This window comes from Microbacterium sufflavum (assembly GCF_023091155.1).
In the GTDB taxonomy this organism is placed as follows: Bacteria; Actinomycetota; Actinomycetes; order Actinomycetales; family Microbacteriaceae; genus Microbacterium; species Microbacterium sufflavum.
Genome location: NZ_JAHWXK010000001.1, coordinates 77,167 through 102,061, shown reverse-complemented (window position 1 = coordinate 102,061; position 24,895 = coordinate 77,167). Strand labels below are relative to the sequence as shown.

General features: G+C 70.8%; 26 protein-coding genes and 2 tRNA genes. 18 read left to right on the top strand and 10 right to left on the bottom strand.

Annotated features, from left to right (window positions below):
- Position 1: 1 nt before the first annotated feature.
- The 3 genes from KZC56_RS00555 to KZC56_RS00545 all read left to right on the top strand — a co-directional run bounded on the left by KZC56_RS00555 (position 2) and on the right by KZC56_RS00545 (position 2,746).
- On the top strand, positions 2-655 hold the full coding sequence (locus KZC56_RS00555) for a thymidine kinase (RefSeq protein WP_136032149.1): 654 nt from the start codon (positions 2-4) through the stop codon (positions 653-655).
- A gap of 98 nt (positions 656-753) precedes the next feature.
- Positions 754-1,476 (top strand): FadR/GntR family transcriptional regulator, encoded by a 723-nt coding sequence (locus KZC56_RS00550; RefSeq protein ID WP_247637613.1) that lies wholly within the window; start codon positions 754-756, stop codon positions 1,474-1,476.
- 10 nt (positions 1,477-1,486) lie between these two features.
- Entirely contained in the window at positions 1,487-2,746 is a 1,260-nt protein-coding gene (locus KZC56_RS00545) for an alpha-hydroxy acid oxidase (protein WP_136032153.1), read from the top strand.
- A 20-nt stretch (positions 2,747-2,766) separates the two neighbouring features.
- Here KZC56_RS00545 and KZC56_RS00540 read toward each other — a convergent pair whose 3' ends face one another.
- The 6 genes from KZC56_RS00540 to KZC56_RS00515 form a co-directional block, all read right to left on the bottom strand.
- The gene (locus tag KZC56_RS00540) at positions 2,767-3,609 is read right to left on the bottom strand and encodes a DUF1295 domain-containing protein (RefSeq protein ID WP_206252934.1); all 843 of its coding nucleotides are present in this window, start codon (positions 3,607-3,609) and stop codon (positions 2,767-2,769) included.
- Positions 3,610-3,660: 51 nt separating this feature from the next.
- The gene (locus tag KZC56_RS00535) at positions 3,661-4,428 is read right to left on the bottom strand and encodes an HAD-IIB family hydrolase (protein ID WP_247637612.1); all 768 of its coding nucleotides are present in this window, start codon (positions 4,426-4,428) and stop codon (positions 3,661-3,663) included.
- Positions 4,425-4,901, bottom strand: a complete 477-nt coding sequence (locus KZC56_RS00530) for a VanZ family protein (RefSeq protein ID WP_136032158.1) — start codon at positions 4,899-4,901, stop codon at positions 4,425-4,427. Before KZC56_RS00530 ends, KZC56_RS00535 begins: the two co-directional genes overlap by 4 nt.
- Positions 4,902-4,968: 67 nt before the next feature.
- Positions 4,969-5,045, bottom strand: a tRNA-Pro gene (locus tag KZC56_RS00525).
- A gap of 56 nt (positions 5,046-5,101) precedes the next feature.
- The gene (locus KZC56_RS00520) at positions 5,102-6,043 is read right to left on the bottom strand and encodes a metallophosphoesterase (RefSeq protein ID WP_247637611.1); all 942 of its coding nucleotides are present in this window, start codon (positions 6,041-6,043) and stop codon (positions 5,102-5,104) included.
- The gene (locus KZC56_RS00515; RefSeq protein WP_240744587.1) at positions 6,034-8,607 is read right to left on the bottom strand and encodes a transglycosylase domain-containing protein; all 2,574 of its coding nucleotides are present in this window, start codon (positions 8,605-8,607) and stop codon (positions 6,034-6,036) included. Before KZC56_RS00515 ends, KZC56_RS00520 begins: the two co-directional genes overlap by 10 nt.
- A gap of 87 nt (positions 8,608-8,694) precedes the next feature.
- Here KZC56_RS00515 and sp36 point away from each other — a divergent pair, with 87 nt between their 5' ends.
- Positions 8,695-8,919, top strand: a complete 225-nt coding sequence (gene sp36, locus KZC56_RS00510; protein ID WP_136032162.1) for a Sp36 family protein — start codon at positions 8,695-8,697, stop codon at positions 8,917-8,919.
- Complete coding sequence (locus tag KZC56_RS00505; RefSeq protein WP_136036890.1) at positions 8,916-9,374, top strand: RidA family protein; 459 nt, start codon at positions 8,916-8,918, stop codon at positions 9,372-9,374. The genes sp36 and KZC56_RS00505 overlap by 4 nt, the downstream gene beginning before the upstream one ends.
- 53 nt (positions 9,375-9,427) lie before the next feature.
- On the opposite strand, the gene acs is transcribed toward KZC56_RS00505, so the two are convergent.
- Positions 9,428-11,395, bottom strand: a complete 1,968-nt coding sequence (gene acs / locus KZC56_RS00500; protein ID WP_136032166.1) for an acetate--CoA ligase — start codon at positions 11,393-11,395, stop codon at positions 9,428-9,430.
- A gap of 417 nt (positions 11,396-11,812) precedes the next feature.
- On the opposite strand from acs, the gene KZC56_RS00495 reads away from it, so the two are divergent.
- From KZC56_RS00495 to KZC56_RS00450, 10 genes are all read left to right on the top strand, one after another.
- A complete protein-coding gene (locus KZC56_RS00495) occupies positions 11,813-12,820 on the top strand; it encodes a TadA family conjugal transfer-associated ATPase (protein ID WP_247637610.1) in 1,008 nt (335 codons plus the stop codon).
- Positions 12,814-13,713 carry a type II secretion system F family protein gene (locus tag KZC56_RS00490; RefSeq protein ID WP_247637609.1) on the top strand — a complete coding sequence of 300 codons (900 nt, stop codon included), beginning with the start codon at positions 12,814-12,816 and terminating at the stop codon, positions 13,711-13,713. The genes KZC56_RS00495 and KZC56_RS00490 overlap by 7 nt, the downstream gene beginning before the upstream one ends.
- 39 nt (positions 13,714-13,752) lie before the next feature.
- Positions 13,753-13,950, top strand: a complete 198-nt coding sequence (locus tag KZC56_RS00485) for a DUF4244 domain-containing protein (RefSeq protein ID WP_136032173.1) — start codon at positions 13,753-13,755, stop codon at positions 13,948-13,950.
- Positions 13,947-14,288 carry a TadE family type IV pilus minor pilin gene (locus KZC56_RS00480; RefSeq protein ID WP_247637608.1) on the top strand — a complete coding sequence of 114 codons (342 nt, stop codon included), beginning with the start codon at positions 13,947-13,949 and terminating at the stop codon, positions 14,286-14,288. Before KZC56_RS00485 ends, KZC56_RS00480 begins: the two co-directional genes overlap by 4 nt.
- Positions 14,288-14,617 carry an Rv3654c family TadE-like protein gene (locus tag KZC56_RS00475; protein WP_136032176.1) on the top strand — a complete coding sequence of 110 codons (330 nt, stop codon included), beginning with the start codon at positions 14,288-14,290 and terminating at the stop codon, positions 14,615-14,617. Before KZC56_RS00480 ends, KZC56_RS00475 begins: the two co-directional genes overlap by 1 nt.
- 78 nt (positions 14,618-14,695) lie before the next feature.
- Positions 14,696-17,566: a type I DNA topoisomerase gene (gene topA, locus KZC56_RS00470; protein ID WP_247637607.1), complete on the top strand. Its 2,871-nt coding sequence runs from the start codon at positions 14,696-14,698 to the stop codon at positions 17,564-17,566.
- Positions 17,563-18,192: a dTMP kinase gene (tmk, locus tag KZC56_RS00465; protein ID WP_136032180.1), complete on the top strand. Its 630-nt coding sequence runs from the start codon at positions 17,563-17,565 to the stop codon at positions 18,190-18,192. The genes topA and tmk overlap by 4 nt, the downstream gene beginning before the upstream one ends.
- 87 nt (positions 18,193-18,279) lie before the next feature.
- Positions 18,280-19,437 carry a DNA polymerase III subunit delta' gene (locus KZC56_RS00460; RefSeq protein WP_136032182.1) on the top strand — a complete coding sequence of 386 codons (1,158 nt, stop codon included), beginning with the start codon at positions 18,280-18,282 and terminating at the stop codon, positions 19,435-19,437.
- Positions 19,434-20,987: an alpha/beta hydrolase gene (locus KZC56_RS00455; RefSeq protein ID WP_247637606.1), complete on the top strand. Its 1,554-nt coding sequence runs from the start codon at positions 19,434-19,436 to the stop codon at positions 20,985-20,987. The genes KZC56_RS00460 and KZC56_RS00455 overlap by 4 nt, the downstream gene beginning before the upstream one ends.
- A 70-nt stretch (positions 20,988-21,057) precedes the next feature.
- Positions 21,058-21,130: transfer RNA gene (locus tag KZC56_RS00450), tRNA-Thr, on the top strand.
- Positions 21,131-21,215: 85 nt separating this feature from the next.
- Here KZC56_RS00450 and KZC56_RS00445 read toward each other — a convergent pair.
- On the bottom strand, positions 21,216-22,205 hold the full coding sequence (locus tag KZC56_RS00445) for a MerR family transcriptional regulator (RefSeq protein ID WP_247637605.1): 990 nt from the start codon (positions 22,203-22,205) through the stop codon (positions 21,216-21,218).
- Between the two features lie 3 nt (positions 22,206-22,208).
- Complete coding sequence (locus KZC56_RS00440) at positions 22,209-22,883, bottom strand: HEAT repeat domain-containing protein (protein ID WP_247637604.1); 675 nt, start codon at positions 22,881-22,883, stop codon at positions 22,209-22,211.
- A 91-nt stretch (positions 22,884-22,974) separates the two neighbouring features.
- Between KZC56_RS00440 and KZC56_RS00435 the strand changes: the two genes are divergently transcribed.
- Together KZC56_RS00435 and KZC56_RS00430 are read left to right on the top strand one after the other, a co-directional pair.
- Positions 22,975-23,556 carry an isochorismatase family protein gene (locus tag KZC56_RS00435; protein WP_136031445.1) on the top strand — a complete coding sequence of 194 codons (582 nt, stop codon included), beginning with the start codon at positions 22,975-22,977 and terminating at the stop codon, positions 23,554-23,556.
- Positions 23,553-24,086, top strand: coding sequence for a DUF1697 domain-containing protein (locus KZC56_RS00430; RefSeq protein ID WP_247637603.1), 534 nt, complete (start codon positions 23,553-23,555; stop codon positions 24,084-24,086). The genes KZC56_RS00435 and KZC56_RS00430 overlap by 4 nt, the downstream gene beginning before the upstream one ends.
- Positions 24,087-24,107: 21 nt before the next feature.
- Here the strand turns inward: KZC56_RS00430 and KZC56_RS00425 are convergent, their stop codons facing one another.
- Positions 24,108-24,350, bottom strand: a complete 243-nt coding sequence (locus tag KZC56_RS00425) for a hypothetical protein (RefSeq protein ID WP_136031449.1) — start codon at positions 24,348-24,350, stop codon at positions 24,108-24,110.
- A 25-nt stretch (positions 24,351-24,375) separates the two neighbouring features.
- Between KZC56_RS00425 and KZC56_RS00420 the strand changes: the two genes are divergently transcribed.
- Positions 24,376-24,894 (top strand): CGNR zinc finger domain-containing protein, encoded by a 519-nt coding sequence (locus tag KZC56_RS00420; RefSeq protein ID WP_247637602.1) that lies wholly within the window; start codon positions 24,376-24,378, stop codon positions 24,892-24,894.
- Position 24,895: the final 1 nt, after the last annotated feature.

Genomic DNA, 24,895 nt, shown 5'->3' with positions numbered 1-24,895 from the left:
CGTGGCGAAGCTCTACTTCCGCTACGGCGCGATGAACTCGGGCAAGTCGACCGCCCTGCTGCAGGCTGCCTACAACTATGAGGAGCGGGGCCAGCACGTGCTGCTCGCCAAGCCCGCGATCGACACCAAGGGCGCGGCGGAGATCGAGAGCCGCCTCGGCGTCACGCGGCAGGTGGACTTCCTGATCGGGCCGGAGGACGACGCGCGGGCGCTGTTCGCGGAGCATCGTACGCGCATGCGGCGCTCGACCGAGGAGGAGCTGCTGCCGACGGCCCCGATCGACGTGGCGTGCCTGCTGGTAGACGAGGCGCAGTTCCTCACGGCCTCCCAGATCGACGACCTGTTCCGGGTCGCGGTGGAAGACGGCATCCCCGTGATGGCCTACGGCATCCGCAACGACTTCCTCACCCACGCGTTCCCCGGCTCCGCGCGGCTGCTGGCGATCGCGCACTCGCTGGAGGAGCTCAAGACCATCTGCCGCTGCGGGCGCAAGGCGGTGTTCAACGGCCGCGTCGTCGGCGGCCGCTTCGTGTTCGACGGAGATCAGGTGGCGATCGACGAGGGCGCGGACGGCTCCGCGTCGCCCGAGCTCACCACCTACGAGTCGCTGTGCGGCACCTGCTACCTGGAGGAGTCGGGCGGGCGCCTGGGGTGACCTGATCGCTCTCGCTGCCGCCCGTCTCCTCGCGAGGCGGGCGGCTTTGCGTGGTCTGACCACACGGGGTACGCTGTGGTCAGACCACAGGAGGCGGGATGGCGGAGCAGCCGGCGCGAGCATGGCGACTCGTGCTCGAGCACATCGAGCGCGACCTCCTCGACGGACGCCTCGGCCCCGGCGACCGGCTGCCGTCGGAGCGCGACCTGGCGAGCGACCTAGGTGTCGGACGCTCCAGCGTGCGCGAAGCCTTCCGCGTGCTCGAGGTGCTCGGCCTCATCCGCACCGCGACCGGATCGGGCCCGCAGGCGGGAGCGATCGTGATCGCGACGCCGACCGGGGGCATGTCCGCGCTGCTGCGGCTGCAGGTCGCGGCGCAGGGCTTCCCGCTCGACGATGTGGTGCGCACCCGCCTGGTGCTGGAGAACGCGGTCGTCGCGGCCCTGGCGTCCGGAGGCGGCGGCGACACCGCGAAGGCCCACGAGCTGCTGCACGCGATGGACGCCGCGGGCTTGACCCCGTCCGAGTTCCTCGCCCTGGACGCCCAGCTGCACCTGTCGCTCGCCGAGGGCAGTGGCAACACGGTCATCGCCGCGATGATGGCGGGGCTGCGGTCGTCGATCGAGTCGTATGTGCGCGCCGGAGCCGCCGCGATCCCCGACTGGGACACGATGGCGACACGGCTGCGCGCCGAACACCACGCCCTCGTCGCCGCGATCGACGCGGGCGATGCGGAGGCCGCCCGCGCGCTGGTCCGCGCCCACATCACCGGCTACTACACGTCCGCGGGGCTCACCCGCGACATCCACCCCCACGACTGAGAGGCACGCCATGGTCCAGCGCCAGCTCCCCAACCCCGCCGAGCTGTTGGAGCTCATGAAGTTCAAGAAGCCCGAGCTCGACGGCCGCAAGCGCCGGCTCGACGCGGCTCTCACGATCGACGACCTCCGTACGATCGCGAAGCGCCGCACGCCCAAGGCGGCGTTCGACTACACCGATGGCGCGGCGGAGGGCGAGCTGTCGCTGAGCCGCGCCCGCCAGGCGTTCCAGGACGTGGAGTTCCACCCCGGCATCCTCAAGCCCGCGCCGGATGTCGACACGACGGTCGAGATCCTCGGCGGGCCGTCCGCGCTGCCGTTCGGCATCGCTCCGACCGGGTTCACGCGGCTCATGCAGACCGAGGGGGAGGTCGCCGGTGCCGGCGCTGCGGCCGCGGCGGGCATCCCGTTCACGCTGTCGACGCTCGGTACGACCTCGATCGAGGGGGTCAAGGCCGCGAACCCGCACGGGCGCAACTGGTTCCAGCTCTACGTCATGCGCGACCGCGAGATCTCGTACGAGCTGGCACGCCGTGCCGCCGCCGCGGGCTTCGACACGCTGCAGTTCACGGTGGACACCCCGGTCGCCGGTGCCCGGCTGCGCGACAAGCGCAACGGCTTCAGCATCCCGCCGCAGCTCACGCTCGGCACGATCGTCAACGCGATCCCGCGGCCCTGGTGGTGGTTCGACTTCCTGACCACGCCCAAGCTGGAGTTCGCGTCGCTGAGCTCCACCGGCGGCACGGTCGGCGAGCTGCTCGACGCCGCGATGGACCCCACGATCAGCTATGACGATCTCGCGGTGATCCGTGACATCTGGCCCGGTCGCATCGTGATCAAGGGCGTGCAGAACGTCGAGGACTCCGTGCGACTGCGCGACGCCGGTGTCGACGGCATCGTGCTGTCGAACCACGGCGGTCGTCAGCTCGACCGCGCGCCGATCCCGTTCCACCTGCTGCCCCAGGTGCGCCGGGCCGTGGGCGACGACTTCACCGTCATGATCGACACCGGCATCATGAACGGCGCCGACATCGTGGCCTCGGTCGCGCTCGGGGCGGACTTCACGCTGATCGGCCGCGCGTACCTCTACGGCCTGATGGCGGGAGGCCGCCAGGGCGTCGACCGGACTATCGCGATCCTGCGCAGTGAGATCGAGCGGACCATGCGTCTCCTCGGCGTCGCGTCGCTGGCGGAGCTCGAGCCGGCCCACGTCACGCAGCTGACGCGTCTGGTGCCCGTCGCGCGCGACGCCGCGGGGGCCGTCGTCCGCTGACGTCGCCGTGCCGGGTTCGGCTACGACTGCGGGGCCACGGCGCGGCGCCGCGGTGGCCACGGCACGAGCATCGACGTGGTCTGCCGGTAGTCGGCGTATGCGGGGTACTTCGACGCGGTGATCGACTCCGTGAAGATCGTCGAGCCGAGGAACAGCACCGTCAGGAGCGCGGCGCCGACGATCGTGGGGTTCAGCACGCCCCCGAGCACCCCGGCCCCCGCGGTGGCGGCCGCGGTCGCGCCCAGCGCGTAGAACGCCCACCACTGCGCCTGTTCGAAGAAGAAGTTGGGGTGTCGGCTGTAGCGGAACAGCCCGGTCGTCGCGAAGCCGGGCGCGAGGTCACCGCCAGCCTGCTTCTTGCGCTGGTGGAAGTTCCACTGCTGCTGGTCGGCGACCGTCTCGCCGACCAGGAACCCGAGGAACGCGATCGTGAACAACGCGTCCCACCCGGTCAACGCGGTGGGGTGCTGGGCGGCCAGCCATGCCGGAAGGGTGATCAACACGAGCAGGGTCATCTGGTACCCGATGATGAACAGCAGGTTGAACACCTGGAACTGCCACGGGCGCATCCGCTTCCGCAGGATCGCCCAGCGGTAGTCCTCCATGCCGGTGTAGCCGCCCTTGCGGGCGAAGTTGAACGTGAGCCGCGCGCCCCAGGCCGTCACCAGGATCCCCATCAGCACGATGCGCGCTGATCCGGCGTCGGCGGTGAAGGCGCCGGCCACGAAGATCCAGACATAGACGACGGGGACGATCGACCACGCGCGGTCGACCCACGACGTGTCACGGGTGATCAGCGACAGGATCCAGCACACGAGGCTGGCCAGCGCTGCGACGAGGACGACGATCTGCAGGGCATCCATGACGCCATGCTAGAGCCAAGCCAGGCCGGGTATCCGGCACCGGCCGCCGCCTCAGACGCGCGACGTGAGGGTGGGCAGCAGGGCTTCGAGGCGGGTGGCGGTGTCCTCCCAGCCCTCGACGGCGATCGACGGGACCCCGATCGCCAGGACCGGGTAGTCGTTGCCGCCCTCGTCGAGCCGGTCGCCGTAGAACAGCATCGCGTCCAACGGGATGCCCGTGTGCGCGGAGAGCTGCCTCATGCCGAACGCCTTGTCGATCCCGGCGCGGGTGATGTCGATCGAGGTGGAGCCCCCCGAGCGCACCTCGAGCCCGGGGAGTCGGGCGGCGACCGCGTCGCGCAGGGCCGCGCGCTTGCTGCCGGACGGATCCCACGCGTGCTTGGCCTCCCGCGGAGCCCGCTGCCCGAGCGCGGAGAACGTGATCTGCGAGCCGCGGTCCTCCATGATGTCGCCCCAGGGGTCGGTCTCCCACAGGCCGAGCCGCTCCGCCTCCTCGCGGAGGGCCGTGAGAGCAGACGCCTTCTCGTCGTCGCTCAGGTCGTGCGCGTACACCGGCGCGAAGTCGGCGCCGTCGTGGCGCAGGTAGCGGGTGCCGCAGGTCGGCAGCAGGTGCAGCCGGGCGAGAGCTGCGGCGTCGGCATCGGCGAGCTGGGCGATCACCTGCGTGCGGAACTGCGGCTCGTTGCCCCCGGAGATGATGGCGACGTCGACGCTGCGGAGAAGTTCGCGCAGGAGGCCGGAGATCCGCGGGTCGATCGGGCCCTTGGAGGGGGCGAGGGTGTCATCGAGGTCGAAGGCGACGAGTGCGGGCGAGGTCATGATGCCTCCAGCCTAGGAGGTCGCAGCCGTGAAGAGCGTGGAGCTGCGAGCAGCGTGCACAGGAGGGCGAGGGCCACGCCCAAGGTGGCCCCGGTGGAGTTGGCCAGCACGTCGTTCATCGTCGCATCGCGGTGGGGCAGGGCGAGGTGCTGCGCGGTCTCGATCGCGAGAGAAAGTGCCGGTCCGACCAGCAGCGACAGCGGCCACACACGGCGGGGGAGGAGCAGGAACGCGAGGACGCCGAGGGGCACGAAGACCGCGATGTTCGACAGAACTTCCAGCCGCGTGAACGTCAGTGCGGTCCAGCCGAGCCGGTGGGTGAGCGACACGATCACGTCGAGCAGATTCGGGACCGCATGCTCGACCCGGGACGGCGTGAGCGTGAGCAGGGCGAGCCCCGCGAGGAACGGGACGCCGAGGGCGAGCGCCCAGATGCGGGTGGCGCGACGCGGCGGAGGCAGGAGCGTCCCCATGCGGTCCCCTTTCGCACGCTCTCCGATACAGAGAAGGCCGCCCGTGGGGGCGGCCTTCCGGTGTCACTGGTCGGGGTGACAGGATTTGAACCTGCGACCTCTTCGTCCCGAACGAAGCGCGCTACCAAGCTGCGCCACACCCCGTTTGCAACCCTCCGAGTCTACAGGGAAATCCCCTGAGCGCCCAATCGGGGCGGTGATCACGCGTGGGGGATCAGCGTGAGCAGCGTCGCCTCCGGGCGGCACGCGAAACGCACGGGCGCGTAGATCGAGTGCCCGCAGCCGACGCTCACGTTCAGCGGGACGCTGCGGCCGTCGTGCGTCCAGGTGCTGAGTCCCTTGGCCTGCTTCAGCGGGATGTCGCAGTTCGCCACGAGCGCGCCGTAGCCGGGGAGGCAGACCTGCCCACCGTGCGTGTGACCGCCGAGGATGGCGTCGGCGCCGAGGTCGACGAAACCGTTGAGCACGCGCTGATACGGCGCGTGCGTGACGCCCAGCACCGCCGTTCCGGGCTCGCGCGGGCCCAGGCCCTCGATGGCCGAGGGGAGCGCGTCGAGGCGGTCCCAGTCGCGGTGTGCGTCGTCCACGCCGAACAGGTCGACGGCGGTGCCACGCAGGGTCAGTCGCGCCGCGCGATTGTTGAGGTCGGTCCAGCCGAGCTCGTCCGTGAAGAAGCGGTCCATCGACTCCGTGTCGAGCACGGTCGGCTCGCGGTGGCGCCGCGAGGGTCCGGAGAAGTAGCGCAGCGGATTGCGCGGCGCGGGGCCGTTCACGTCGTTCGAGCCGTGCACGAAGACCCCGGGGATGCCGGCGAACGGGGCGAACGCGCGGCGGATCCCCTCGAGTCCGCGCTCGTGACCCAGGTTGTCGCCGGTGTTCACGATCAGGTCGGGCCGCAGCTGCGCGAGCGACGCGAGCCAGTCCTGCTTGCGGTGCTGCCACGGGGCCATGTGCGCATCGGACACGTGCAGGATGCGCAGGGGAGGGGTGCCGGGGGCGAACGCCGAGGCGGACACCTCGCGCACGGTGAAGAGGTAACGTTCGATGCCCACGCCCCACACCGCGGCGGCGGCGCCCACGGCCCCCACCGCGCCGAGCGCGATGAGGGCCGGATGAGCCGAGCGCGACGAACCTACTGGCACGTCACGACCACGGTGGTGCTGCTGTTGACAGGAGTGCCCGGCGCCGGATTGGTCACCGCGACCGCAGACCCCGGCGGGTTGCACGAATTGTCGAACTCGTAGGACGCGACTCGAGCCGCCTTGAGTGCGGCGTCCGCCTGGTCTCGCGACATCCCGACGATGTTCGACGGCACCACGGCACCACGGCCGTTGCTGATCGAGAGGGTCACGGTGGCAGCCGTCGCAGCCTCGCCCGTCGGGTCCTGTGCCGCGACGAGGCCGGCCGCGAGGTCGCTGTCCACCTCTCCGCCGATCGCCACCTGGAAGCCCGCGTTCTCGAGGGTCGAGCGCGCCTGGTCCTGCGACATGCCGACCACGCTCGGAACGGCCTTGAGCTCCTGACGGATCAGGTTGTTGTCCGGCTGGGGGAAGCGGTCGCCGCCGTAGGCCTCGTTCGCGGCCGCCTGCGCGGCGCGGGCCAGCGGGTAGCGCATGTCGTTGAGGTTCCAGCGACCGTAGCTCTTCCGGTAGATGTTCTCCTGGCCCTGCCAGCGTCCCGCCCACACGGCCGTCGCGACCTTCGTGCTCGACTCGATCATCATGGTCGACCACGTGTTGTGCGTTCCGGTCTTGCCGATCAGCGGGGTGCCGTCGCCCGGGTTCGCCCGCGAGCCGGTGCCGCCGCCGCCCATGACGGTTTGCAGCGCGTAGGCGGCCGTGGCTGCGACCTCGGGAGAGATCACGCCGGGGGTGCACGACGACGCGGGCAGCTCACGGTCCTTGCCGTCCGGACCGATCACGCGGTCGATCGCCCGCGGCGTGCAGTAGGTGCCGCCGCTCGCGACCGTGGCGTAGGCGTTGGCCATCGCGATGGGCGAGATGTTCTTCGCGCCGAGCACGTCGTACGGCACGTTCTCATCGGTGGTCTTGCCGCCGTTGGCCAGCGTGACGCCCAGGCGGTCGGCCACCTTGTTGATGTCGCAGAGGTCGAGCTTGGAGGCCATCGCGAAGTACCCGCTGTTGAGCGAGTTCTTCGTGAAGTTCAGCACGGTGTCGGTCGAGCCGCCGCCGCCGCCGAAGTTGCCGATCTCCTTGGTGTTCGCGACCATGGTGCCCCCACCGCACGAGGCCGCGGTGAACTTCATGTTGGTCTGCACGCGGCCGTTCAGGGTCTCGCGCACCGAATGACCCTTCTCGAGCCAGTCGATCAGCGTGAACAGCTTGTAGGTCGAGCCCACCTGGAAGCCGTTGGAGTCTCCGTGCTTGCGGTCGCCCGCGAACACGAGAGAGGTGTAGGCGGGATCGGTGGTCGGGGTCTCGGTGAACATCGTGTTCTGGGTCATCGAGAGGATCCGGCCGGTGCCCACCTCGATGGACACACCCGCGGCACCGAAGTGCATGCCGTCGTAGTTGGCCGGGACGATGTCGGCCATCTCCTGCGCCGCCGGGTTCTGGATGCGGTAGTCCAGCGACGTGAAGATCTTCAGACCGCCGCGGCGCAGCAGGTCGCGCCGCTCCTGCGGCGTGGCGCCGAACGCCTCGTCGTTCAGGACGATCGAGCGCACGTACTGGCAGAAGTAGGCGTTCGTGCCGGCGGCCGCACAGCCCTGCGTCGGCGGGTTGATCGCAGGAACGATCGGGGAGGCCTTCGCCTCGTCGTACTGGGCCTGGGTGATCTTGCCGTCGTCGAGCATGCGGTAGAGCACGTAGTCGCGGCGCTTGAGGGTGTCCGCGTAGCCGTCGGCGGCGTTGTTGTGTCCGACCTGAGCATCGTCGGTGTACGTGCCCTCCACCGGCTTGTCGATCCGGTACGTGTTGGGGTTCTGCACGATGCCGGCGAGCGTCGCGGCCTGCGCGACCGTCAGGTTCATCGCCGTCGTGGAGAAGTAGTACCGGGCGGCGGCCTCGATGCCGTAGACCGTGCCACCGAAGTTCGCGATGTTCAGGTAGCCCAGCAGGATGTCGTTCTTCGAGAAGTCCTTCTCGATCTGGATCGCGTAGCGCATCTCCTGCAGCTTGCGCTCGATGCCCTTGCTGCCGACCGCGTTCGTCGCGTCCAGCCAGCACTGCTGGAGCTCCTCGGAGTACGTGTCCGACGTGGTGTCCACGTCCTGCTCGCACTGCTGGATCAGCACGTTCTTCACGAACTGCTGGCTGATGGTCGAGGCGCCGCGGCTGGATGTGCCGCGGACGTTGTCGATCAGCGCCTTCATGGTGGCGCCCAGATTCACTCCGCCGTGGCTGTAGAAGCTCTTGTCCTCACTGGAGAGGATCGCGTCGTAGAGCACCGGGCTGATCTGCTCGTACGTGACGGGGACGCGGTTCTGCTCATAGAACGACGCGAGGGCGACCGGCGTGCCGTCGGGCTGGGTGGCGTAGATCGTCGACTGCTCCATCGGCGTGCCGGGGCTGAGGTTCTCGGGGAGCTTGTCGAAGAGCGTCAGTGCCGTGGTGCCGGCGACTCCCGTCATCGCGAGGACGGGGGTGACGCTGGCGGTGACGAGCAGACCGGCGACGGCGCTCAGTCCGACGAGCCCGACGAGACCGCCGAGCACGCCCTTCACCGTGCGATTCTTGTGGGGCATACGCTTGATCGTAGGGGAGTTCCCTGAATACACCCTCTGACGAACACGCCCGCTCGGCCTGTTCGCGTCCCGATCGACAGGAGAGCCATGACCACGTGGGAGTACCTGACCACGCCGCTGCTGATCCACAACACCGCCGCGATCCTCAACAACTGGGGCAAGCAGGGCTGGGAGCTCGTCCAGGTGGTGCAGGGACCGGAAGGCGGCCTCGTGGCGTACTTCAAGCGCCCGGTGACCACCGACGGCTCCGCGAACGCGGGCCTCGCCGCCGCCGCCGAAGCCGCGCGTCAGTTCGAGGGGGGTCAGGCATGAGCGTCTCCACGCGCCTCGCCGAGCTCGGCATCGAGCTCCCCGCCGTCGCCGCTCCCGTCGCCGCCTATGTCCCGGCGGTCGCCCACGGCGGGCTCATCTACACATCCGGCCAGCTCCCGTTCGTCGACGGCGCCCTGCCCGCGGTGGGCAAGGTCGGCGCTGAGGTCTCCGCGGAGGACGCCAAGGCCTTCGCGCGGACGTGTGCCCTCAACGCGCTGGCCGCGGCCGCCGACGTCGCGGGCGGGGTCGACCGCATCGCCGGTGTCGTGCGGGTGGGCGGCTTCGTCGGTTCAGCCGAGGGCTTCACCGGCCAGCCCGGCGTCATCAACGGCGCGAGCGAGGTGCTCGGTGAGATCTTCGGTGACGAGGGCCGTCACGCGCGCGCGGCCGTCGGCGTCGCCGAGCTCCCGCTCGGCAGCCCGGTCGAGGTCGAGGTGACGTTCCGCCTCGCCTGACCCCGACACGCGAACGCCCCCTCCGACGGGAGGGGGCGTTCGTCGTCTACGGGCTACTTCACCTGCGCGGAGATGATGCTCATGACCGCGGTGTCGGCCAGGGTCGTCGTGTCGCCGACCTCGCGGCCCTCGGCCACATCGCGCAGCAGACGCCGCATGATCTTGCCCGAGCGGGTCTTGGGCAGCTCCCCGACGATGTACACGTCTCGAGGGCGCGCGATGGCACCGATCTGTTCGCCGACCCAGAGCCGGAGCTGCTGCGCGAGCCCCGCCGGGTCGTGGGCGGCGAGATAGCTCTCCTTGATGATGACGAACGCCACCACCGCCTGGCCCGTGGTCTCGTCGGACGCCCCGACCACCGCGGCCTCCGCGGTGGCCTCGTGCGCCACGAGCGAGGACTCGATCTCCGCCGTCGACAGCCGGTGGCCCGACACGTTCATGACGTCGTCGACGCGGCCGAGCAGCCAGAGGTCGCCGTCCTCGTCGAGCCGTGCACCGTCACCCGCGAAGTAGTAGCCCTGCTTCTCGAACTTCTCCCAGTACGTCTCGCGGAAGCGTTCCGGGTCGCCCCAGATGCCGCGCAGCATGCTCGGCCACGGCTCGGTGATCACGAGCAGTCCGCCGTTGCCGTTGCCGACCTCGACGCCCTGCTCGTCCACCACGTCGAGGGTGATCCCGGGGAGGGGGACCTGCGCCGAGCCGGGCTTCGTGGCGGTGACGCCGGGGAGCGCCGACACCATGATGGCGCCCGTCTCGGTCTGCCACCACGTGTCGACGATCGGGGTCTTGCCCGCGCCGATGACCTCGCGGTACCACATCCACGCCTCGGGGTTGATGGGTTCGCCGACCGATCCGAGCACTCGCAGCGACGACAGGTCGAACTTCTGCGGGACGCTGCGGCCGACCTTCATGAACGACCGGATCGCCGTCGGGGCCGTGTAGAAGATGGAGACCTTGTACTTCTCGATGATCTCCCACCAGCGTCCGGGGTGCGGCGTGTCGGGCGTGCCTTCGTACAGCACCTGGGTGGCACCGTTGGCCAGCGGGCCGTACGTCACATAGCTGTGGCCCGTGATCCACCCGATGTCGGCGGTGCACCAGTACACGTCGGTCTCGGGCTTGAGGTCGAACACGTACTTGTGGGAGTACGCGGCCTGCGTGAGGTAGCCACCGGAGGTGTGCAGGATGCCCTTCGGCTTCCCCGTGGTGCCGGAGGTGTAGAGGATGAAGAGCGGGTTCTCGGCGGGGAAGGCCTGAGCCGTGTGCTCGGCGGAGGCCGCCGGGACGACGTCGTGCCACCAGATGTCGCGCCCGTCCGTCCAGTCCACCTCGTTCTCGCCACGACGAACGACGAGGACGTGCTCGACGGTCTGCTGCTCGCCGTCGCCGCGGTCGGCCAGAGCCTGGTCCACGGCGGGCTTGAGCGCCGAGACGCGGCCCTTGCGGTAGCCGCCGTCGGCCGTGATGACGAGCTTGGCTCCGGCGTCGTCGATGCGGGAGCGGAGGCTGTCGGCACTGAATCCGCCGAACACGACGGAGTGGATGGCGCCGACACGTGCGACCGCGAGCATCGCGGCGATCGCCTCGGGGATCATCGGCAGGTAGATGGCGACGCGATCGCCATGACCGACGCCGAGTCCCTCCAGCACGTTCGCGACGCGCTTGACCTCCTCGGTCAGCTCGGCGTACGTGATGCGACGACTGTCGCCGGGCTCGCCCTCCCAGTGCAGGGCGACGCGGTCGCCGTTGCCGGCCTCGACATGACGGTCCAGGCAGTTGTAGGCGACGTTGAGCTCGCCGTCGTCGAACCACTTGGCGAAGGGCGGGTTGTTCCAGTCGAGGACCTGGGTGAACGGCGTGTGCCAGTGGATGAGATCGCGCGACTGCTCGGCCCAGAAGCCTTCCCGATCCGCCGCGGCGCGCTCGTACAGTTCCTGTGACGCGACGGACTGCGCCGCGAACTCCTCCGATGGCGGGAATCTCCGGGTCTCGTCGAGAAGGTGGTCGATCTGGCTGCTCATCGGCAGGCGCTCCTTTGCGGCATACGGGTCATGCAGGCGTGGTCGCACGGGGGGAGGCGCGACCAGGTCAGGGCGAATCTATCGGCGTGCCACGCCCTCGAGTACTGCCGAAAGTCGGTAGTGGCGCCGGTTTTGTCAGGACGGTCGCCTTGCGTACACTCGACGACAGCCGAAATCTCATTCCGGCCTTGGCGCGCCCGATTCCCCCGATCGCGCGGCGCCGTGGGCGGCATCTCATTCCCCCCGTGAGATGCCGCCCATCTCTTTGGGAGCGCTCCCTCTGCCCGGGTCCTCTCCGTTGTCGACCCGCGGCCCCGAGTTCTCCACGGGCAGCCGGTCCGAGGCCTTGTGCACAGACGCCGATGCCGGAGTCGCCCTGCGGCGGCACGCCTCGCCCGCCGTGCCTACTCTCGCCGCATGCCTGAACGATTCGTCATCCGGTCGAAAGACGCGGCAGCGGGGGATGCGGCTACCGCCCCTCCCCATGCCGTGCTCCTCGCGGAACCCGCATTCGCGCCGCTGGCCCCCCATGTGGACGACACCGTCACCGACGTCTTCGTCAACGGGGCAGACGGACTCTTCCTCGACCGCGGCAGCGGCGCGCAGCCCGTTCCGTCGTGGCGAGCGACCGAGCGGGAGGTACGCGACCTCGCGGTCGCGCTCGTCGCGCTCGGCGGCCGGCACCTCGACGACCAGGCGCCGTGCGTCGACGTGCGCCTCGGCTCGGGCGTGCGGGTGCACGCCGTGCTCGCCCCCGTCTCCACGACCGGCACGGCGCTGTCCATCCGGATCCCGCGGGTCCATGCGGCCGACCTCGACGCCCTCGCCGCACTGGGCACGATCGATGCGCAGCAGCACGTCTGGCTCGACAAGCTCGTCGCGGAACGGGCGAACCTCTTGATCACGGGCGGGACGGGTACGGGGAAGACGACGCTGCTGTCGGCGCTGCTGTCGTCGGTACCGCCGGGTGAGCGCATCGTGACGATCGAAGACGTGGCGGAGCTGCGGCCACGGCACCCGCACCACGTCGCCCTCGAGGTGCGTCAGGCGAACCTCGAGGGCGCGGGCGGCATCGGACTCGCCCGGCTCGTCCGCGAGTCGTTGCGCATGCGCCCCGATCGGCTGGTGGTCGGCGAGTGCCGCGGCGAGGAGGTACGGGAACTCCTCACCGCCCTCAACACCGGCCACGATGGTGGCGCCGGCACGATGCACGCGAGCGGTGTCGCGGACGTGCCCGCGCGGCTCGAGGCGCTCGGCGCGCTTGCCGGAATGGACCCCGTGGCGCTCGCTCGTCAGGCCGTGAGCGCGTTCACCGTCGTCCTCCACCTGCACCGGGGGTCCGACGGAACGCGGCGCATCGCCCACGTCGGGCGACTCGTGCTGGAGAGCGATCGGCTGGGCATCGAGGAGGTCCGACCATGGTAAACAGGAGGCGTCGCGCGACGCAGTCCGCGCACGAGGTCGACCTGGCGCACTCCGTGCAGACGCTGGCCGTGCTGCTGCAGGCAGGTGCAGGGCCGCTCGTGGCGTGGCGCCATCTCGCCGGGACGGGCGACCCGAATGCGATCGCGGTCCTCGCGCGCGTCGACGACGGAACACCGCTCGTCACTGCGATCGATGCGGCCGGCGGTCGCTGGCGGGAGCTGGCCGCGGCCTGGGAGATCGCCACCGTCGTGGGCGCGCCCCTCGCGGAGGTCCTCCGCACGATCGCCGGGTCATTGCGCGACGCGGCCGCCGCCGCCGACGATGTCCGCGTCGCGCTGGCCGAGCCCGCCGGAACGGCGCGACTGCTGCTGTGGATGCCCCTCGCGGGACTGCTCCTCGGCGTCGCCCTCGGCTTCGACACGATCGGGGTGCTCCTCGGCACACCCGCCGGGGCGACCTGCGCCGTCGCCGGGCTGCTGCTGGTCGGAGCGGCTCGCGTGTGGACGCGACGGCTGCTCCGCCGTGCACAGCCCGCGTCGGGGACGCCGGGGATCGCCGCCGAGCTCGTCGCGGTCGCCCTTCGCGGGGGTGCCCCGATCGACCGTGCACTCCGGCTCGTGGCAGATGCGGCGGTCGTGGACCAGGGAGGGGAGGAGAGCGTGCGCCGGGTACTGGAGCTGTCCCGGACGGCGGGCGTTCCCGCCGTCGAGCTGCTGCGTGCCTCCGCGGCGCAGGACCGACATGCAGCGCGCGTGCAGGGGCGCCTCCGCGCGGCAGTGCTCTCGACGCGACTCCTCGTGCCGCTCGGCGTCTGCACTCTGCCGGCGTTCCTCCTGCTGGGGGTGGCTCCGCTGATGCTCAGCGTGCTCGCCTCCACGTCCATTCCTGCGTGAGTCGCTCGAACCACCCAATAAAGAGGAAGAAGGAAGAATATGAACACCATTCCCCGACTCGACCGCCGTCGTGCAGCCGCCCTGTTCGGCGACGACACAGGAGCGGCGACGGCCGAGTACGCCATCACAACCATGGCCGCGGTCGCGTTCGCAGGACTGCTCGTCGTCATCATGAGGTCGGACGAGGTGCGCGGCATCCTCACCGATCTCGTGCGGCGCGCGCTCACGGTGTCATGAGCAGGCCGCTGGGCGAGCGCGGCGCGGTGGCGGCGGAACTGGCGCTCGCCCTGCCGGCCGTCGTGCTCGTGCTTCTTCTCGGCGTCGGGGCGCTCGCCGCATCGTCACGACAGGTCGCGCTCCAAGATGCGACGGCGGACGCCGCCCGTCTGATGGGGCGGGGTGAGGGTGACGCCGCGGCCGCGGCTGTGGTGCGGCGGGCGCTTCCCGACGCCAGGGTGACGTTCGGCGCCGTCGACGATCTCGTCTGTGCGACGACGACGCTCGACCTCACCGTGGGACCGCTGATGCGCCTCCCGCTACGCGCCGCGAGCTGCGCTCTCGACGGGGGTCGGTGATGGCGGGGACGGTGCTGGCCGCCGGCGTGCTCGTCGTCGGCGCGACGCTCTCCGTCGGGCTCGCCGCCGTCGGCGGGGCGGCCGTGACCGCGCAGCGTGCAGCGGACGCAGCGGACGCCGCGGCGCTCGCCGCCGCCGATGCGCGCAGCGGTGCGATTCCCACGGCTCGCACGCCGTGCGACCTGGCCGCGCACGTCGCCCAGGCCGGAGGGGCACGCCTGATCGCGTGTTCGCTGGCCGGGGACGTGGCGACCGTGACGGTGTCGGCGGCGTACGCTGGACTCGCAGCCGTCTCCCGCGCCCGTGCCGGGCAACCCGAGGAACCGTGACGGCCGCGCGACCCTCGCTCGCTGTGAAGTACCCCGCACAGCGGTGTGTATGGTGTGCTTCGAAGAAAGGACGCACCCTTGGCTGAAGGCAAGAAGCTCGTCATCGTCGAGTCCCCGACGAAGATGCGGTCTATTCAGGGATACCTCGGCGACGGCTACGAGGTGCTCAGCTCCGTCGGCCACATCCGCGACCTCGCCGACAAGAAGGACATCCCCGCCGACGACAAGAAGGCGTACGGGAAGTACTCGATCGACATCGACAACGGGTTCGACCCGTACTACGTCGTCTCCGACCGCAAGACCAAGACGGTCGCCGAGCTGAAGCGTGCGCTGAAGAGCGCCGACGAACTCCTGCTCGCCACCGATGAGGACCGCGAGGGTGAGGCCATCGCCTGGCACCTGCTCGAGACCCTCAAGCCCAAGGTGCCCGTCAAGCGCATGGTGTTCCACGAGATCACCAAGGATGCGATCCAGGCCGCCGTGGGGAACACGCGCGAGCTGGATCATGCCCTGGTCGATGCGCAGGAGACCCGCCGTATCCTCGATCGTCTGTACGGGTGGGACGTCTCGCCGGTCCTCTGGTACAAGGTCAAGACCGGGATCTCCGCCGGACGGGTGCAGTCCGCGGCGACGCGTCTGATCGTCGACCGCGAGCGCGAGCGCATGGCCTTCGTGTCGGCTGAGTACTGGGACGTCGACGCCGACGCGGCCGCGACCGGCACCTCCTTCCGGATCCGTCTCGTCCGGGTCGACGGCGGACAGCTCGCCCGCGGCACCGACTTCGATGACACCGGAAAGCTCAAGAAGGCCGTCGTGGTGCTCGACGAGGCACGCGCTGCCGCACTGGCCAGAGCCGTCGACGCCACGGGGGCGGGGACGGTCACCAAGGTCGAGGCGAAGCCCGGCACCCGGAGCCCGTACGCCCCCTTCACGACGTCCACCATGCAGCAGGAGGCGGGTCGCAAGCTCTCGATGAGCGCCAAGCAGGCGATGAGCGTCGCCCAGCGCCTGTACGAGAAGGGGTACATCACCTATATGCGTACCGACTCCACGGCGCTGAGCACCCAGGCGGTGCAGGCGGCGCGGAGCCAGGCTGTCGCTCTCTACGGTGACAGCGCGGTGCCGCTCAAGCCGCGCGTCTACAAGTCGAAGAGCAAGAACGCCCAGGAGGCCCACGAGGCCATTCGTCCCTCCGGCGAGAACTTCCGCACGCCGTCGTCGCTGTCCTCCGAGCTCGACCGCGAGGAGCAGCGTCTCTACGACCTGATCTGGAAGCGCACGGTCGCGAGCCAGATGGCGGACGCCAAGTACGAGACGACGACCGTCACGATCGCCGTGGATGCCGATGGCCAGACGGCCGAGTTCACCGCATCCGGCACCGTCTACACCTTCAAGGGCTTCCTGGAGGCCTACGAGGAGGGTCGCGACGAGAAGCGCGGCGACGCGGACGCCGCCGAGAACCAGTCGCTCCCGGCCGTCGCCGTCGGGGATGAGCTCGCCGTCTCCCACGCCGAGGCCAAGGGCCACCGCACGACCCCGAAGCCGCGCTACACCGAGGCGTCGCTGGTCAAGGTGCTGGAGGAGAAGGGCATCGGTCGTCCGTCGACCTTCGCCACGATCCCGGAGACCATCCTCGACCGTGGCTACGCGGTCAAGCGCGGACAGGCGCTCGTGCCCACGTGGCTGGCGTTCAGCGTGGTGCGGTTGCTCGAGGAGCACTTCGCCGAGCTGGTCGACTACGACTTCACCGCGGCGCTGGAAGACGACCTCGACACGATCGCCCGGGGCGAGCAGAACCGCGTGGAATGGCTCAAGTCGTTCTACTTCGGCTCGGAGTCGCACGTGGGACTGCGGCAGGTCGTCGACAACCTCGGTGAGATCGACGCGCGGGCCCTGAACTCCACGCGCATCACCGACACCGCGACGCTGCGCTTCGGCAAGTACGGCCCCTACCTGGAGGTCACGGACCCGGAGAACCCGGACGCGAAGCCGCGAATCGTGAACGTGCCGGAGGACCTGGCGCCCGACGAGCTGACGGCGGAGAAGGCGCAGGAGCTGATCGACGCCCCGGTGGCGGGGGACCGCGTGCTCGGCACGAATCCGGAGAACGGCAAGATCGTCGTCGTCAAGGACGGCCGGTTCGGGCCGTACGTGCAGGAGAACGACCCGGTCTCGGATGACGCCGCGGTCGACGAGGCGACCGGTGAGGTCGTCGAGGCTCCCAAGCCCAAGCGCGGCGCGAAGAAGGAGACGGCGCCCAAACCGCGGACCGCCTCGCTGTTCCGCTCGATGTCGGTGGACACGCTCGACCTCGACACGGCGCTCCAGTTGCTGAGCCTCCCGCGGGTGGTCGGCGTCGACCCGGAGTCCGGCGACGAGATCACCGCGCAGAACGGCCGATTCGGCCCGTACCTGAAGAAGGGCACCGATTCGCGGTCGCTCGAGAGCGAGTCGCAGATCTTCGACGTGACGCTCGACCAGGCCCTCGAGATCTACGCCCAGCCGAAGTACGGTGCAGGTCGTCGCGCCTCGAGCGCGCTGGCTGAGTTCGACGCGGACCCCGTGAGCGGGAAGCCCATCCGCGTGCGCGACGGTCGCTTCGGTCCCTACGTGACCGACGGTGAAACGAACGTCACGATCCCGCGCGGCCAGAAGCCCGAGGACATCACGTTCGAGATCGCCGTGCAGATGCTGGCCGACAAGCGCGCGAAGGGCCCTGCGCCCAAGCGCGGCTCGCGTACCGCCGCGAAGAAGGCTCCGGCGAAGAAGGCTCCGGCGAAGAAGGCGAGCGCCGACGGAAAGGCCACGACGGCGAAGGCGACGGCGGCGAAGAAGACCGGGAAATCCGCGGGCTCCACGTCGGCGGCGCGCTCGGCCGCGGCGAAGAAGGCGGCGGCGACGCGCGCGGCGAACGCCGCGGCGAAGGCGGCGGAGAAGGCCGGCTCGTGACCGCGAGCCGGGGCGCCTGGATCACTCTCGAAGGCGGGGACGGCTCGGGCAAGACCACTCAGGCGAACGTTCTCGCCGACTGGCTGGAGCAGAGCGGGCGCACCGTGGTGCGCACCAGGGAGCCGGGGGGATCCGAGGTCGGCACGCTGATCCGCGAGATCGTGTTGCACCACCGCGGGGACATCGCGCCGCGCGCCGAGGCCCTCCTGTACGCCGCCGATCGGGCGCATCACGTCGCGACGGTCGTGCGCCCGGCGCTCGCGCGCGGTGAGGTCGTGCTGCAGGACCGCTACCTCGACTCGTCCGTCGCCTACCAGGGTGCCGGTCGGGTGCTCGACCCGGCCGAGGTGCGGGACCTGTCGCTGTGGGCGGCCGAGGGCGCACTTCCCGATCTCACGGTGCTGCTCGACCTCGACCCCGCCGCGGCGCGCACCCGACTCGACTCGGCCGACAAGCCCTTCGACCGCCTCGAGGCCGAGCAGGCCGAGTTCCACGAGCGCGTGCGCGAGGCCTACCTCGACCTGGCCGCCGCGGAGCCGGAGCGCTTCCTCGTGCTCGATGCCGCACAGCAGCCCGAGGCGATCGCGGAACGGATCCGAGCTCGCGTCGCTGAGCTCCTGGACTGATCCTCCACAGGCCGAACAAAGACGGCTGCGACCACGGATGACGGGAGACGTCCCCGCGGCGTCGGCGGTCCCGATTAGGCTGAGGACATGCCCCCGACTCTCGCCCCCGCATTCCCCTGGGCGGACGTCTGGGGCCAGGACGCGGCGGTCGACACGCTGCGCGCGGCGGCAGCCGATCCGTCGGCCCTGTCCCACGCCTGGCTGATCACCGGCCCGCCGGGGTCGGGGCGGTCGACGCTCGCGTACGCGTTCGCCGCGGCGCTGATCGCCGAGGGTCCCGATGACGAGGCCACCATGCGCCAGGTCCTCGCCGGCACCCATCCCGACGTCACGGCGCTGCGCACCGACAAGGTCATCATCACGATCGCGGAGGCGCGATCCCTGGTCGAACGCTCGTACTTCGCCCCGTCCGCCGGGCGCTACCGCGTCATCGTCGTCGAAGACGCCGATCGCATGGTGGAGCGCACGTCCAACGTGCTGCTCAAGGCTCTGGAGGAGCCCCCGGAGCAGACGGTCTGGATCCTCTGCGCGCCGAGTGAGGCGGATCTGCTTCCCACCATCCGTTCACGCGTGCGGTCGCTGCGGCTGCGGGAACCCGACGTCGCCGATGTGGCACGACTCATCAGCCTCCGCACGGGGGTCGATGAGGCGGTCGCCGAGCAGGCGGCGCGTCACGCGCAGCGGCACATCGGGATGGCCCAGCGGCTCGCCACCGATGACGCCGCACGACGTCGTCGTGAAGAGACGCTGCGCGCCGTCATCGGTGTCCGCGGTGTGAACGACGCGGTCGATGTCGCCGGGCGCATCATCCAGGCGGCGACCGAAGACGCCAAGGCGCTCACGGCCGAGCGCGACGCGAACGAACGGGCCGCGCTGTTGCGCACCGTGGGCGTGGCGGAGGGGCAGGCCGTGCCACCGGCGCTCCGCCCGCAGGTGTCCGCGCTGGAGGACGAGCAGAAGAAGCGGGCCACGCGGAGTCTGCGCGACGGCATCGACCGCGTGCTCACGGACATGCAGTCGCTGTTCCGTGATGTCGTGATGCTCCAGTTCGGGCGCAGTGACGACCTCATCAACAGCGAACTGCGCCCCGAACTCGTCGATCTCGCGGCGGCATGGCCCGTCGCCCGGACCCTGGTCGTCCTCGACCACCTTGCCGAGACCCGGCAGTCGCTGGAGCGCAACGTCGCTCCGCTGCTCGCCCTGGAGAGCTTGCTCGTGACGGTCACGAGCGGGAGGAAACCGTGAACACTCGCCCCCTGTCGCGCCTGCGTCGCGCGGCCGCGCTCATCGCCGGACTGGCCGTCGCCTCGGTCGCCCTCTCGGGCTGCCTCTACGCGATGATCCCCGAGCAGTCGGCACGCCCGGCGGGCGAGAAGGAGCCGGACACCGAGGGTGTCGCGGCCGACCTGCTGCCCTACTACTCCCAGAAGCTGGACTGGACGGAGTGCGGCACCGGCTTCGAGTGCACCGACGTCACGGCGCCTCTCGACTGGGAGAACCCCGGCTCCGGCGAGATCCAGCTCGCGGTGGTGCGGCATCGCGCCGAGGGCACCGCGGTCGGCTCGCTCCTCACGAACCCCGGCGGGCCCGGCGCGAGCGGGGTCGACCTGGTACTCAGCAGCCTCGGCTATGCGGTCGGCCCCGCACTGGTCGAGAACTACGACGTGATCGGCTTCGACCCTCGCGGGGTGGGCGGGTCGACGGCCGTCACCTGCTACGACGACGCCGAGATGGACGACTACCTCTACGGCATCCCCGAGGCCCAGCGGGGGAGCGCCAAGTGGGAGCAGGAGCTGCTCGACGGGCATCGCGCCTTCGCTGAGGCGTGCGACGCCAACAGCGACGGCATCCTGCCGTACATCACCACGGTCAATGCGGCCCGCGACATGGACCTGATCCGCGCGGTGCTGGGAGACAAGCAGCTCAACTACCTCGGCTACTCGTACGGCACGTTCCTCGGTGCCACCTACGCCCAGCTCTACCCCGAGAAGGCCGGACGCCTCGTGCTCGACGGGGCGATCGACCCCGCCGTCCCGGGACTCGAGGTCGGGGCCACGCAGGCGCTGGGATTCGAGTCGGCGCTGCGGGCGTACATGCAGAACTGCCTCGATTCGGGCAACTGCCCGTTCAGCGGCTCGGTCGACGAGGCGATGGCCGACCTCGGAGCGCTCCTGGCCAGCGCCGACCGCACGCCCCTCGAGAACGGGGACGGACGGCTGATGGGCGCCGATGCGCTGATGACCGCGATCATCGCCGCGCTGTACTCGCAGGACAGCTGGGACTACCTCACCCAGGCCCTGGAGGAGGCGCTGCAGGGCGACCCCACGACCGCGTTCGTGCTCGCCGACTTCTACAACGGTCGGGAGAACGGCACCTACATCGACAACTCCAGCGAGGCCTTCCGCGCGTACAACTGCATGGACTATCCGGTGGAGGACGACCCGGCGGCCGAGGCGGCGATCACCGCGAAGATCGCGGAAGGGGCACCCACGATCGCGCCCTACTGGACCGGCCCGGACCCCTGCGAGGTGTGGCCCTATCCGCCGACGGGGACGCGCGGGGAGATCGCGGCGGAGGGCGCCGGTCCCATCGTCGTCGTCGGTACCACCAATGACCCGGCGACGCCGTACGAGTGGTCCGAGTCGCTCGCGAACCAGCTGGAGGAGGGCGTGCTGATCACCCGTGTGGGCGAAGGGCACACCGGCTACAACAAGGGCAACACCTGCGTCGACGAGGCCGTCGAGGGATTCCTGCTCGACGACGTGGTGCCCGAGGACGGCCTGCGCTGCGAGTGAGGGCGGGCTCGATTCGCGAGCGAGGCCGAGACAGGGTAATATCGGTGATCGCGCCGCTCACGCGTCGCACGCCGCTTTAGCTCAGTCGGCAGAGCATTTCACTCGTAATGAAAAGGTCGTCAGTTCGATTCTGACAAGCGGCTCAGTGAAACCCCCGGGATCCTCAAGATCCCGGGGGTTTCTGCGTGTGCGGAGCTGCGCCATCGGGCGTGGCACGGGCGCCGGCGCCTAGGTGCGCCGTGCCAGGAGCGCGGACGCCGTGAGCGCCACCCCGCGATCCTCATCCCGTGCGAATCCGCCCAGGGCCTCGTCCGCGCTCAGGCCACGAACCCCCGCCAGCGCGGCGGCGAGCCGGCGACGCGCGACGACCGAGGCGCCGTCGGCGGCACGCTGCACGTGCTCGGCCACGGTCCGCGCGGCTGCGGGGTCTTCCGCGAGTCGTTCGAGCACCTCCGCGGCGGCGACGTCGTCGACCCCGGCTGCCACGTCCGCCACCAGCCGGGGAATCACAGCCGTGTCCCCGAAGCGGCCCCGCGCTCGGGCGGCCGCGGCCGCGATCTCCCGGTCGAGGTGCTCGATCGGCGCGCCGAGGGCGGCCCGCGCCCGTGGTGTGTCGAGCTTCTCCAGCGCGCGCATCGCGCGGTGACGACGCGCGGCCTCGGCGTCGTGCAGTCCTCGCTCCAGCGTCGGCACGGCATCGTCCCCGGACCGCGCGACCGCCCACAGCAGGGCCCCGGCGGTGTTGAGGTCGTCCTCCCGCAGCACCGCCGCGACGAGGACGGCCGTGGACGCGTGGTCGGCGTCCGCGGTGAGGGCGAGCGTCTGCCGCGCGGACGCGTCCGGCGCCTCCAGGCCCCGCAGGAGCTCCACCATGCGCAGGGCGTCGGACCAGTCCCGCGGCTCGCCCGACCGCACCTGTTCGAGGCGCTCCGCCAGCTCGGTGAGCACCGCGAGCCGCGCGCGCGTGCGATGCAGGAGCCGCTCGATCGTGTCGGACGGCGCGCGGGCGTCGTCCGCGAGAGCTGCGGGGATGTCCGCGAGCGGGAGGCCGAGCGAGCGCAGGTTCTCGATGTGGAACAGCCGGCGAAGATCCGCGTCCGAGTAGTCCCGGTACCCGCCCGCGGTGCGTTCGCTGGGCGACAGCAGGCCGATGCGGTCGTAGTGCCGCAGCATGCGCGCGCTGATGCCCGAGCGCGCCGCGACCTCGCCGATCAGCACGCCTCAGCCCTCCGCGGGAGCGGGAGACGCCTGCAGCGCCACGATCCGCTGCGCCTCTCGGATCGCCGCGCCGAAGTCGTCGTCGGGGTCGTCGATCAGCCGCGCGGTCGCCAGGGCATGCGCGCGCACGGCGGGGTCGGCGTCGTGTGCGGCAGCGGCGGCCACGGCGGTCCCGGCGTCGTCGAGCATCGCGATGGCCCGACTGAGGCTGCGCTGCAGCTCCCGGTCGCCGCGCCCGAGCTGGGTCGCCAGCTCCCGCGCGAGCGCCGGCCGCTCCTCGTCCGGCACGAGCCCCGCCGCGGCGCGCCACGCCGCGCGTGCGACCTCGGGGTCGTCGTCGCGCAGCAGCTCGGTCGACACCGCGGGCCAGGCGCGACGGTCGCCGATCTTCGACAGCGTGTGCAGGGCCTGGCTCCTGGCCTGCGCCACGGGTGACCGCAGCTCCGGCAGGAGACGGTCCACGGTCGGCTCAGCGTCGTGTCGGGTGAGTGCCCACGTGAGCATGTCGCGCACGAAGAAGTCGGGCTCCACCGCGCTCTGCTCGACGAGCACGTCGATGTAGCAGGGGTTCGGCATGGTGCCGGCCGTGAGAGCGGCCTGCAGGCGCGCCGAGGACGCGGTCGACTGCAGGGCAGCGCGCAGTCGCGACGCCGGGTCGAGGGGATGCTGTTCGGTCATGGTTGCCTCCGCCGTCCATTCCACACCTTGTCACGATGACAGGGTCAAGCGCTGCCCGGTCGACGGCGCCCGCACGGCGTACCCTCGAGGCATGAGCAGAGCACTCCTCATCGTCGACGTCCAGAACGACTTCACGGAGGGCGGGGCGCTCGCGGTGGAGGGGGGAGACGCGGTCGCCGAGGCCGTCTCCGCCTTTCTCACCGTGCACGCGGCCGACTACGACGTGATCCTCGCCTCCCGCGACTGGCACGATGCGGACGGCGACAACGGCGGACACTTCTCCGGCTCGCCCGACTTCGTCGACACGTGGCCGGCCCATTGCGTCGCGGGCACGGCGGGCGCGGACTACGACCCGCTGCTCGACACGACCGCGGTCACCCACCACGTCCGCAAGGGGCAGGGTGTGCCCGCGTATTCGCTGTTCGAGGGAATCACCGACGACGGCGACACCGCCGGGGCCGTGCTCTCGGCCGCCGGAGTCGTGTCGGCCGATGTCGTCGGCATCGCGACGGACCACTGCGTGCGCGCCTCCGCGCTGGATGCCATCGCGCACGGCGTGCGGGTCCGCGTCCTCACCGACCTGATCGCCGGGGTGGCCGCGCCCTCGAGCGAGGCTGCGCTGGCCGAGCTCGTGCACGCCGGCGCGGTGCTGGCCGAGAGCGGCGACGCGTGAGTCGCAGCGTCCTGCTGCTGCGCGCGGTCAACGTGAGCGGGCGCAACAGCGTGCCGATGGCGCGACTGCGCGAGGTGCTGGAGGAGCGGACGGAGCTCGCCGCCGTGTCGACCTACATCGCCAGCGGCAACATCCTCTGCGCGACGCCCGACGACCCCGAGGCGGCCCGCGCGACGGTGCGCCGCCTGATCGCGGAGGAGTTCGGCGTCGACACGCCCGTCATCCACCGCACGCACGCGGAGCTCGTGGCGACGGCGGCCGCGCAGCCGTTCCCCGACGGCGAGGCGAGGTACGTGCACGCGATGTTCCTGGAGGGGCCGCCCGCGCCGGGTGCGGTCGCGGCGCTCGAGCAGCGACTCGTGCCAGGGGAGCGGATCGCGCTGGTGGGTCAGGACCTGTGGATCGATTACGCCGAGGGCGGCGTGCACTCCACGAAGCTCACCACGAGCGTGCTCAACCGTGCCCTGGGGGTGGCCGGAACCGCCCGCAACCTGCGCACCACGCAGAAGCTCATCGACCTCACGGCCTGAGCGGGGCGGGGCGAGGGGGCCTCATCGCTGGTCGGCGTCGGCTGCGTCGGAGCCGTCGGGAGCTGCGGCGAGGGGGCGGCTGAGCGCGCGCGGCGGGAGGTGCGGATGCGCGGCGACGTCGACCCGGCGCGTGCCGCAGTCGAGGCAGCGCACGTAGAGCACGACGCCCTCGCTGGTGGGGTGCCGCGACTCCACGAGCCAGGCGTGCTCGTGACGGTCGACGGGCGGGACGAGGGGGACGGGGAGGGTGTCGGCGGCGGTCATGGGACCAGCGTGATGTAATGGTCTTATGCATCTCAACCCTTACGGCGAGTATGCCGTGCTGCTGGCCGCGTCGCTGGCCAACGACTGGCCGGCCGACCGGCAGGGCATCGAGGAGCGCACGCTCGCCCTCGGGATGACGCAGACCTTCCCGCCCGCCGACGGCGACCACGCCGCGGTGCGGGCGGTGATCGACGACTGGCTCTCCATCGTCGATGCGCCCGACCCCGACGAGCGCGCCGCCCTGCTGAACGCGCAGCTCGCCGCCGCCGGCGCCTATCCGCGACTCGTCGACCACGACGACGAGGGGTGGCACCTGCACTACCGCGACGACGTGCGGTCCCTGCCGTTCGTGCTGCGCGCGACCATCAACCTCGGCACCGCGCTGCACCTGGTCACGCGCGGCATGAACCGGCTCGGACGCTGCGAGGCCGCACCCTGCCGCAACGTGGTCGCCGATGTGACGCGCAACGGCCGCCAGCGGTTCTGCTCCGTGAGGTGCGCGAACCGGGCGGCCGTGCGGCGCCATCGGGCGCGCGTCGGGTGAG

Coding starts and splice junctions, on each gene's coding strand:
- KZC56_RS00550 (WP_247637613.1), top strand. CDS start 754: ATGGCGGAGCAGCCGGCGCGAGCATGGCGACTCGTGCTCGAGCACATC.
- KZC56_RS00505 (WP_136036890.1), top strand. CDS start 8,916: ATGAGCGTCTCCACGCGCCTCGCCGAGCTCGGCATCGAGCTCCCCGCC.
- KZC56_RS00425 (WP_136031449.1), bottom strand. CDS start 24,350: ATGACCGCCGCCGACACCCTCCCCGTCCCCCTCGTCCCGCCCGTCGAC.
- KZC56_RS00535 (WP_247637612.1), bottom strand. CDS start 4,428: ATGACCTCGCCCGCACTCGTCGCCTTCGACCTCGATGACACCCTCGCC.
- KZC56_RS00495 (WP_247637610.1), top strand. CDS start 11,813: ATGCCTGAACGATTCGTCATCCGGTCGAAAGACGCGGCAGCGGGGGAT.
- KZC56_RS00545 (WP_136032153.1), top strand. CDS start 1,487: ATGGTCCAGCGCCAGCTCCCCAACCCCGCCGAGCTGTTGGAGCTCATG.
- KZC56_RS00530 (WP_136032158.1), bottom strand. CDS start 4,901: ATGGGGACGCTCCTGCCTCCGCCGCGTCGCGCCACCCGCATCTGGGCG.
- KZC56_RS00460 (WP_136032182.1), top strand. CDS start 18,280: ATGCCCCCGACTCTCGCCCCCGCATTCCCCTGGGCGGACGTCTGGGGC.
- KZC56_RS00490 (WP_247637609.1), top strand. CDS start 12,814: ATGGTAAACAGGAGGCGTCGCGCGACGCAGTCCGCGCACGAGGTCGAC.
- KZC56_RS00420 (WP_247637602.1), top strand. CDS start 24,376: ATGCATCTCAACCCTTACGGCGAGTATGCCGTGCTGCTGGCCGCGTCG.
- sp36 (WP_136032162.1), top strand. CDS start 8,695: ATGACCACGTGGGAGTACCTGACCACGCCGCTGCTGATCCACAACACC.
- KZC56_RS00440 (WP_247637604.1), bottom strand. CDS start 22,883: ATGACCGAACAGCATCCCCTCGACCCGGCGTCGCGACTGCGCGCTGCC.
- acs (WP_136032166.1), bottom strand. CDS start 11,395: ATGAGCAGCCAGATCGACCACCTTCTCGACGAGACCCGGAGATTCCCG.
- KZC56_RS00515 (WP_240744587.1), bottom strand. CDS start 8,607: ATGCCCCACAAGAATCGCACGGTGAAGGGCGTGCTCGGCGGTCTCGTC.
- KZC56_RS00480 (WP_247637608.1), top strand. CDS start 13,947: ATGAGCAGGCCGCTGGGCGAGCGCGGCGCGGTGGCGGCGGAACTGGCG.
- KZC56_RS00485 (WP_136032173.1), top strand. CDS start 13,753: ATGAACACCATTCCCCGACTCGACCGCCGTCGTGCAGCCGCCCTGTTC.
- KZC56_RS00475 (WP_136032176.1), top strand. CDS start 14,288: ATGGCGGGGACGGTGCTGGCCGCCGGCGTGCTCGTCGTCGGCGCGACG.
- KZC56_RS00540 (WP_206252934.1), bottom strand. CDS start 3,609: ATGGATGCCCTGCAGATCGTCGTCCTCGTCGCAGCGCTGGCCAGCCTC.
- KZC56_RS00435 (WP_136031445.1), top strand. CDS start 22,975: ATGAGCAGAGCACTCCTCATCGTCGACGTCCAGAACGACTTCACGGAG.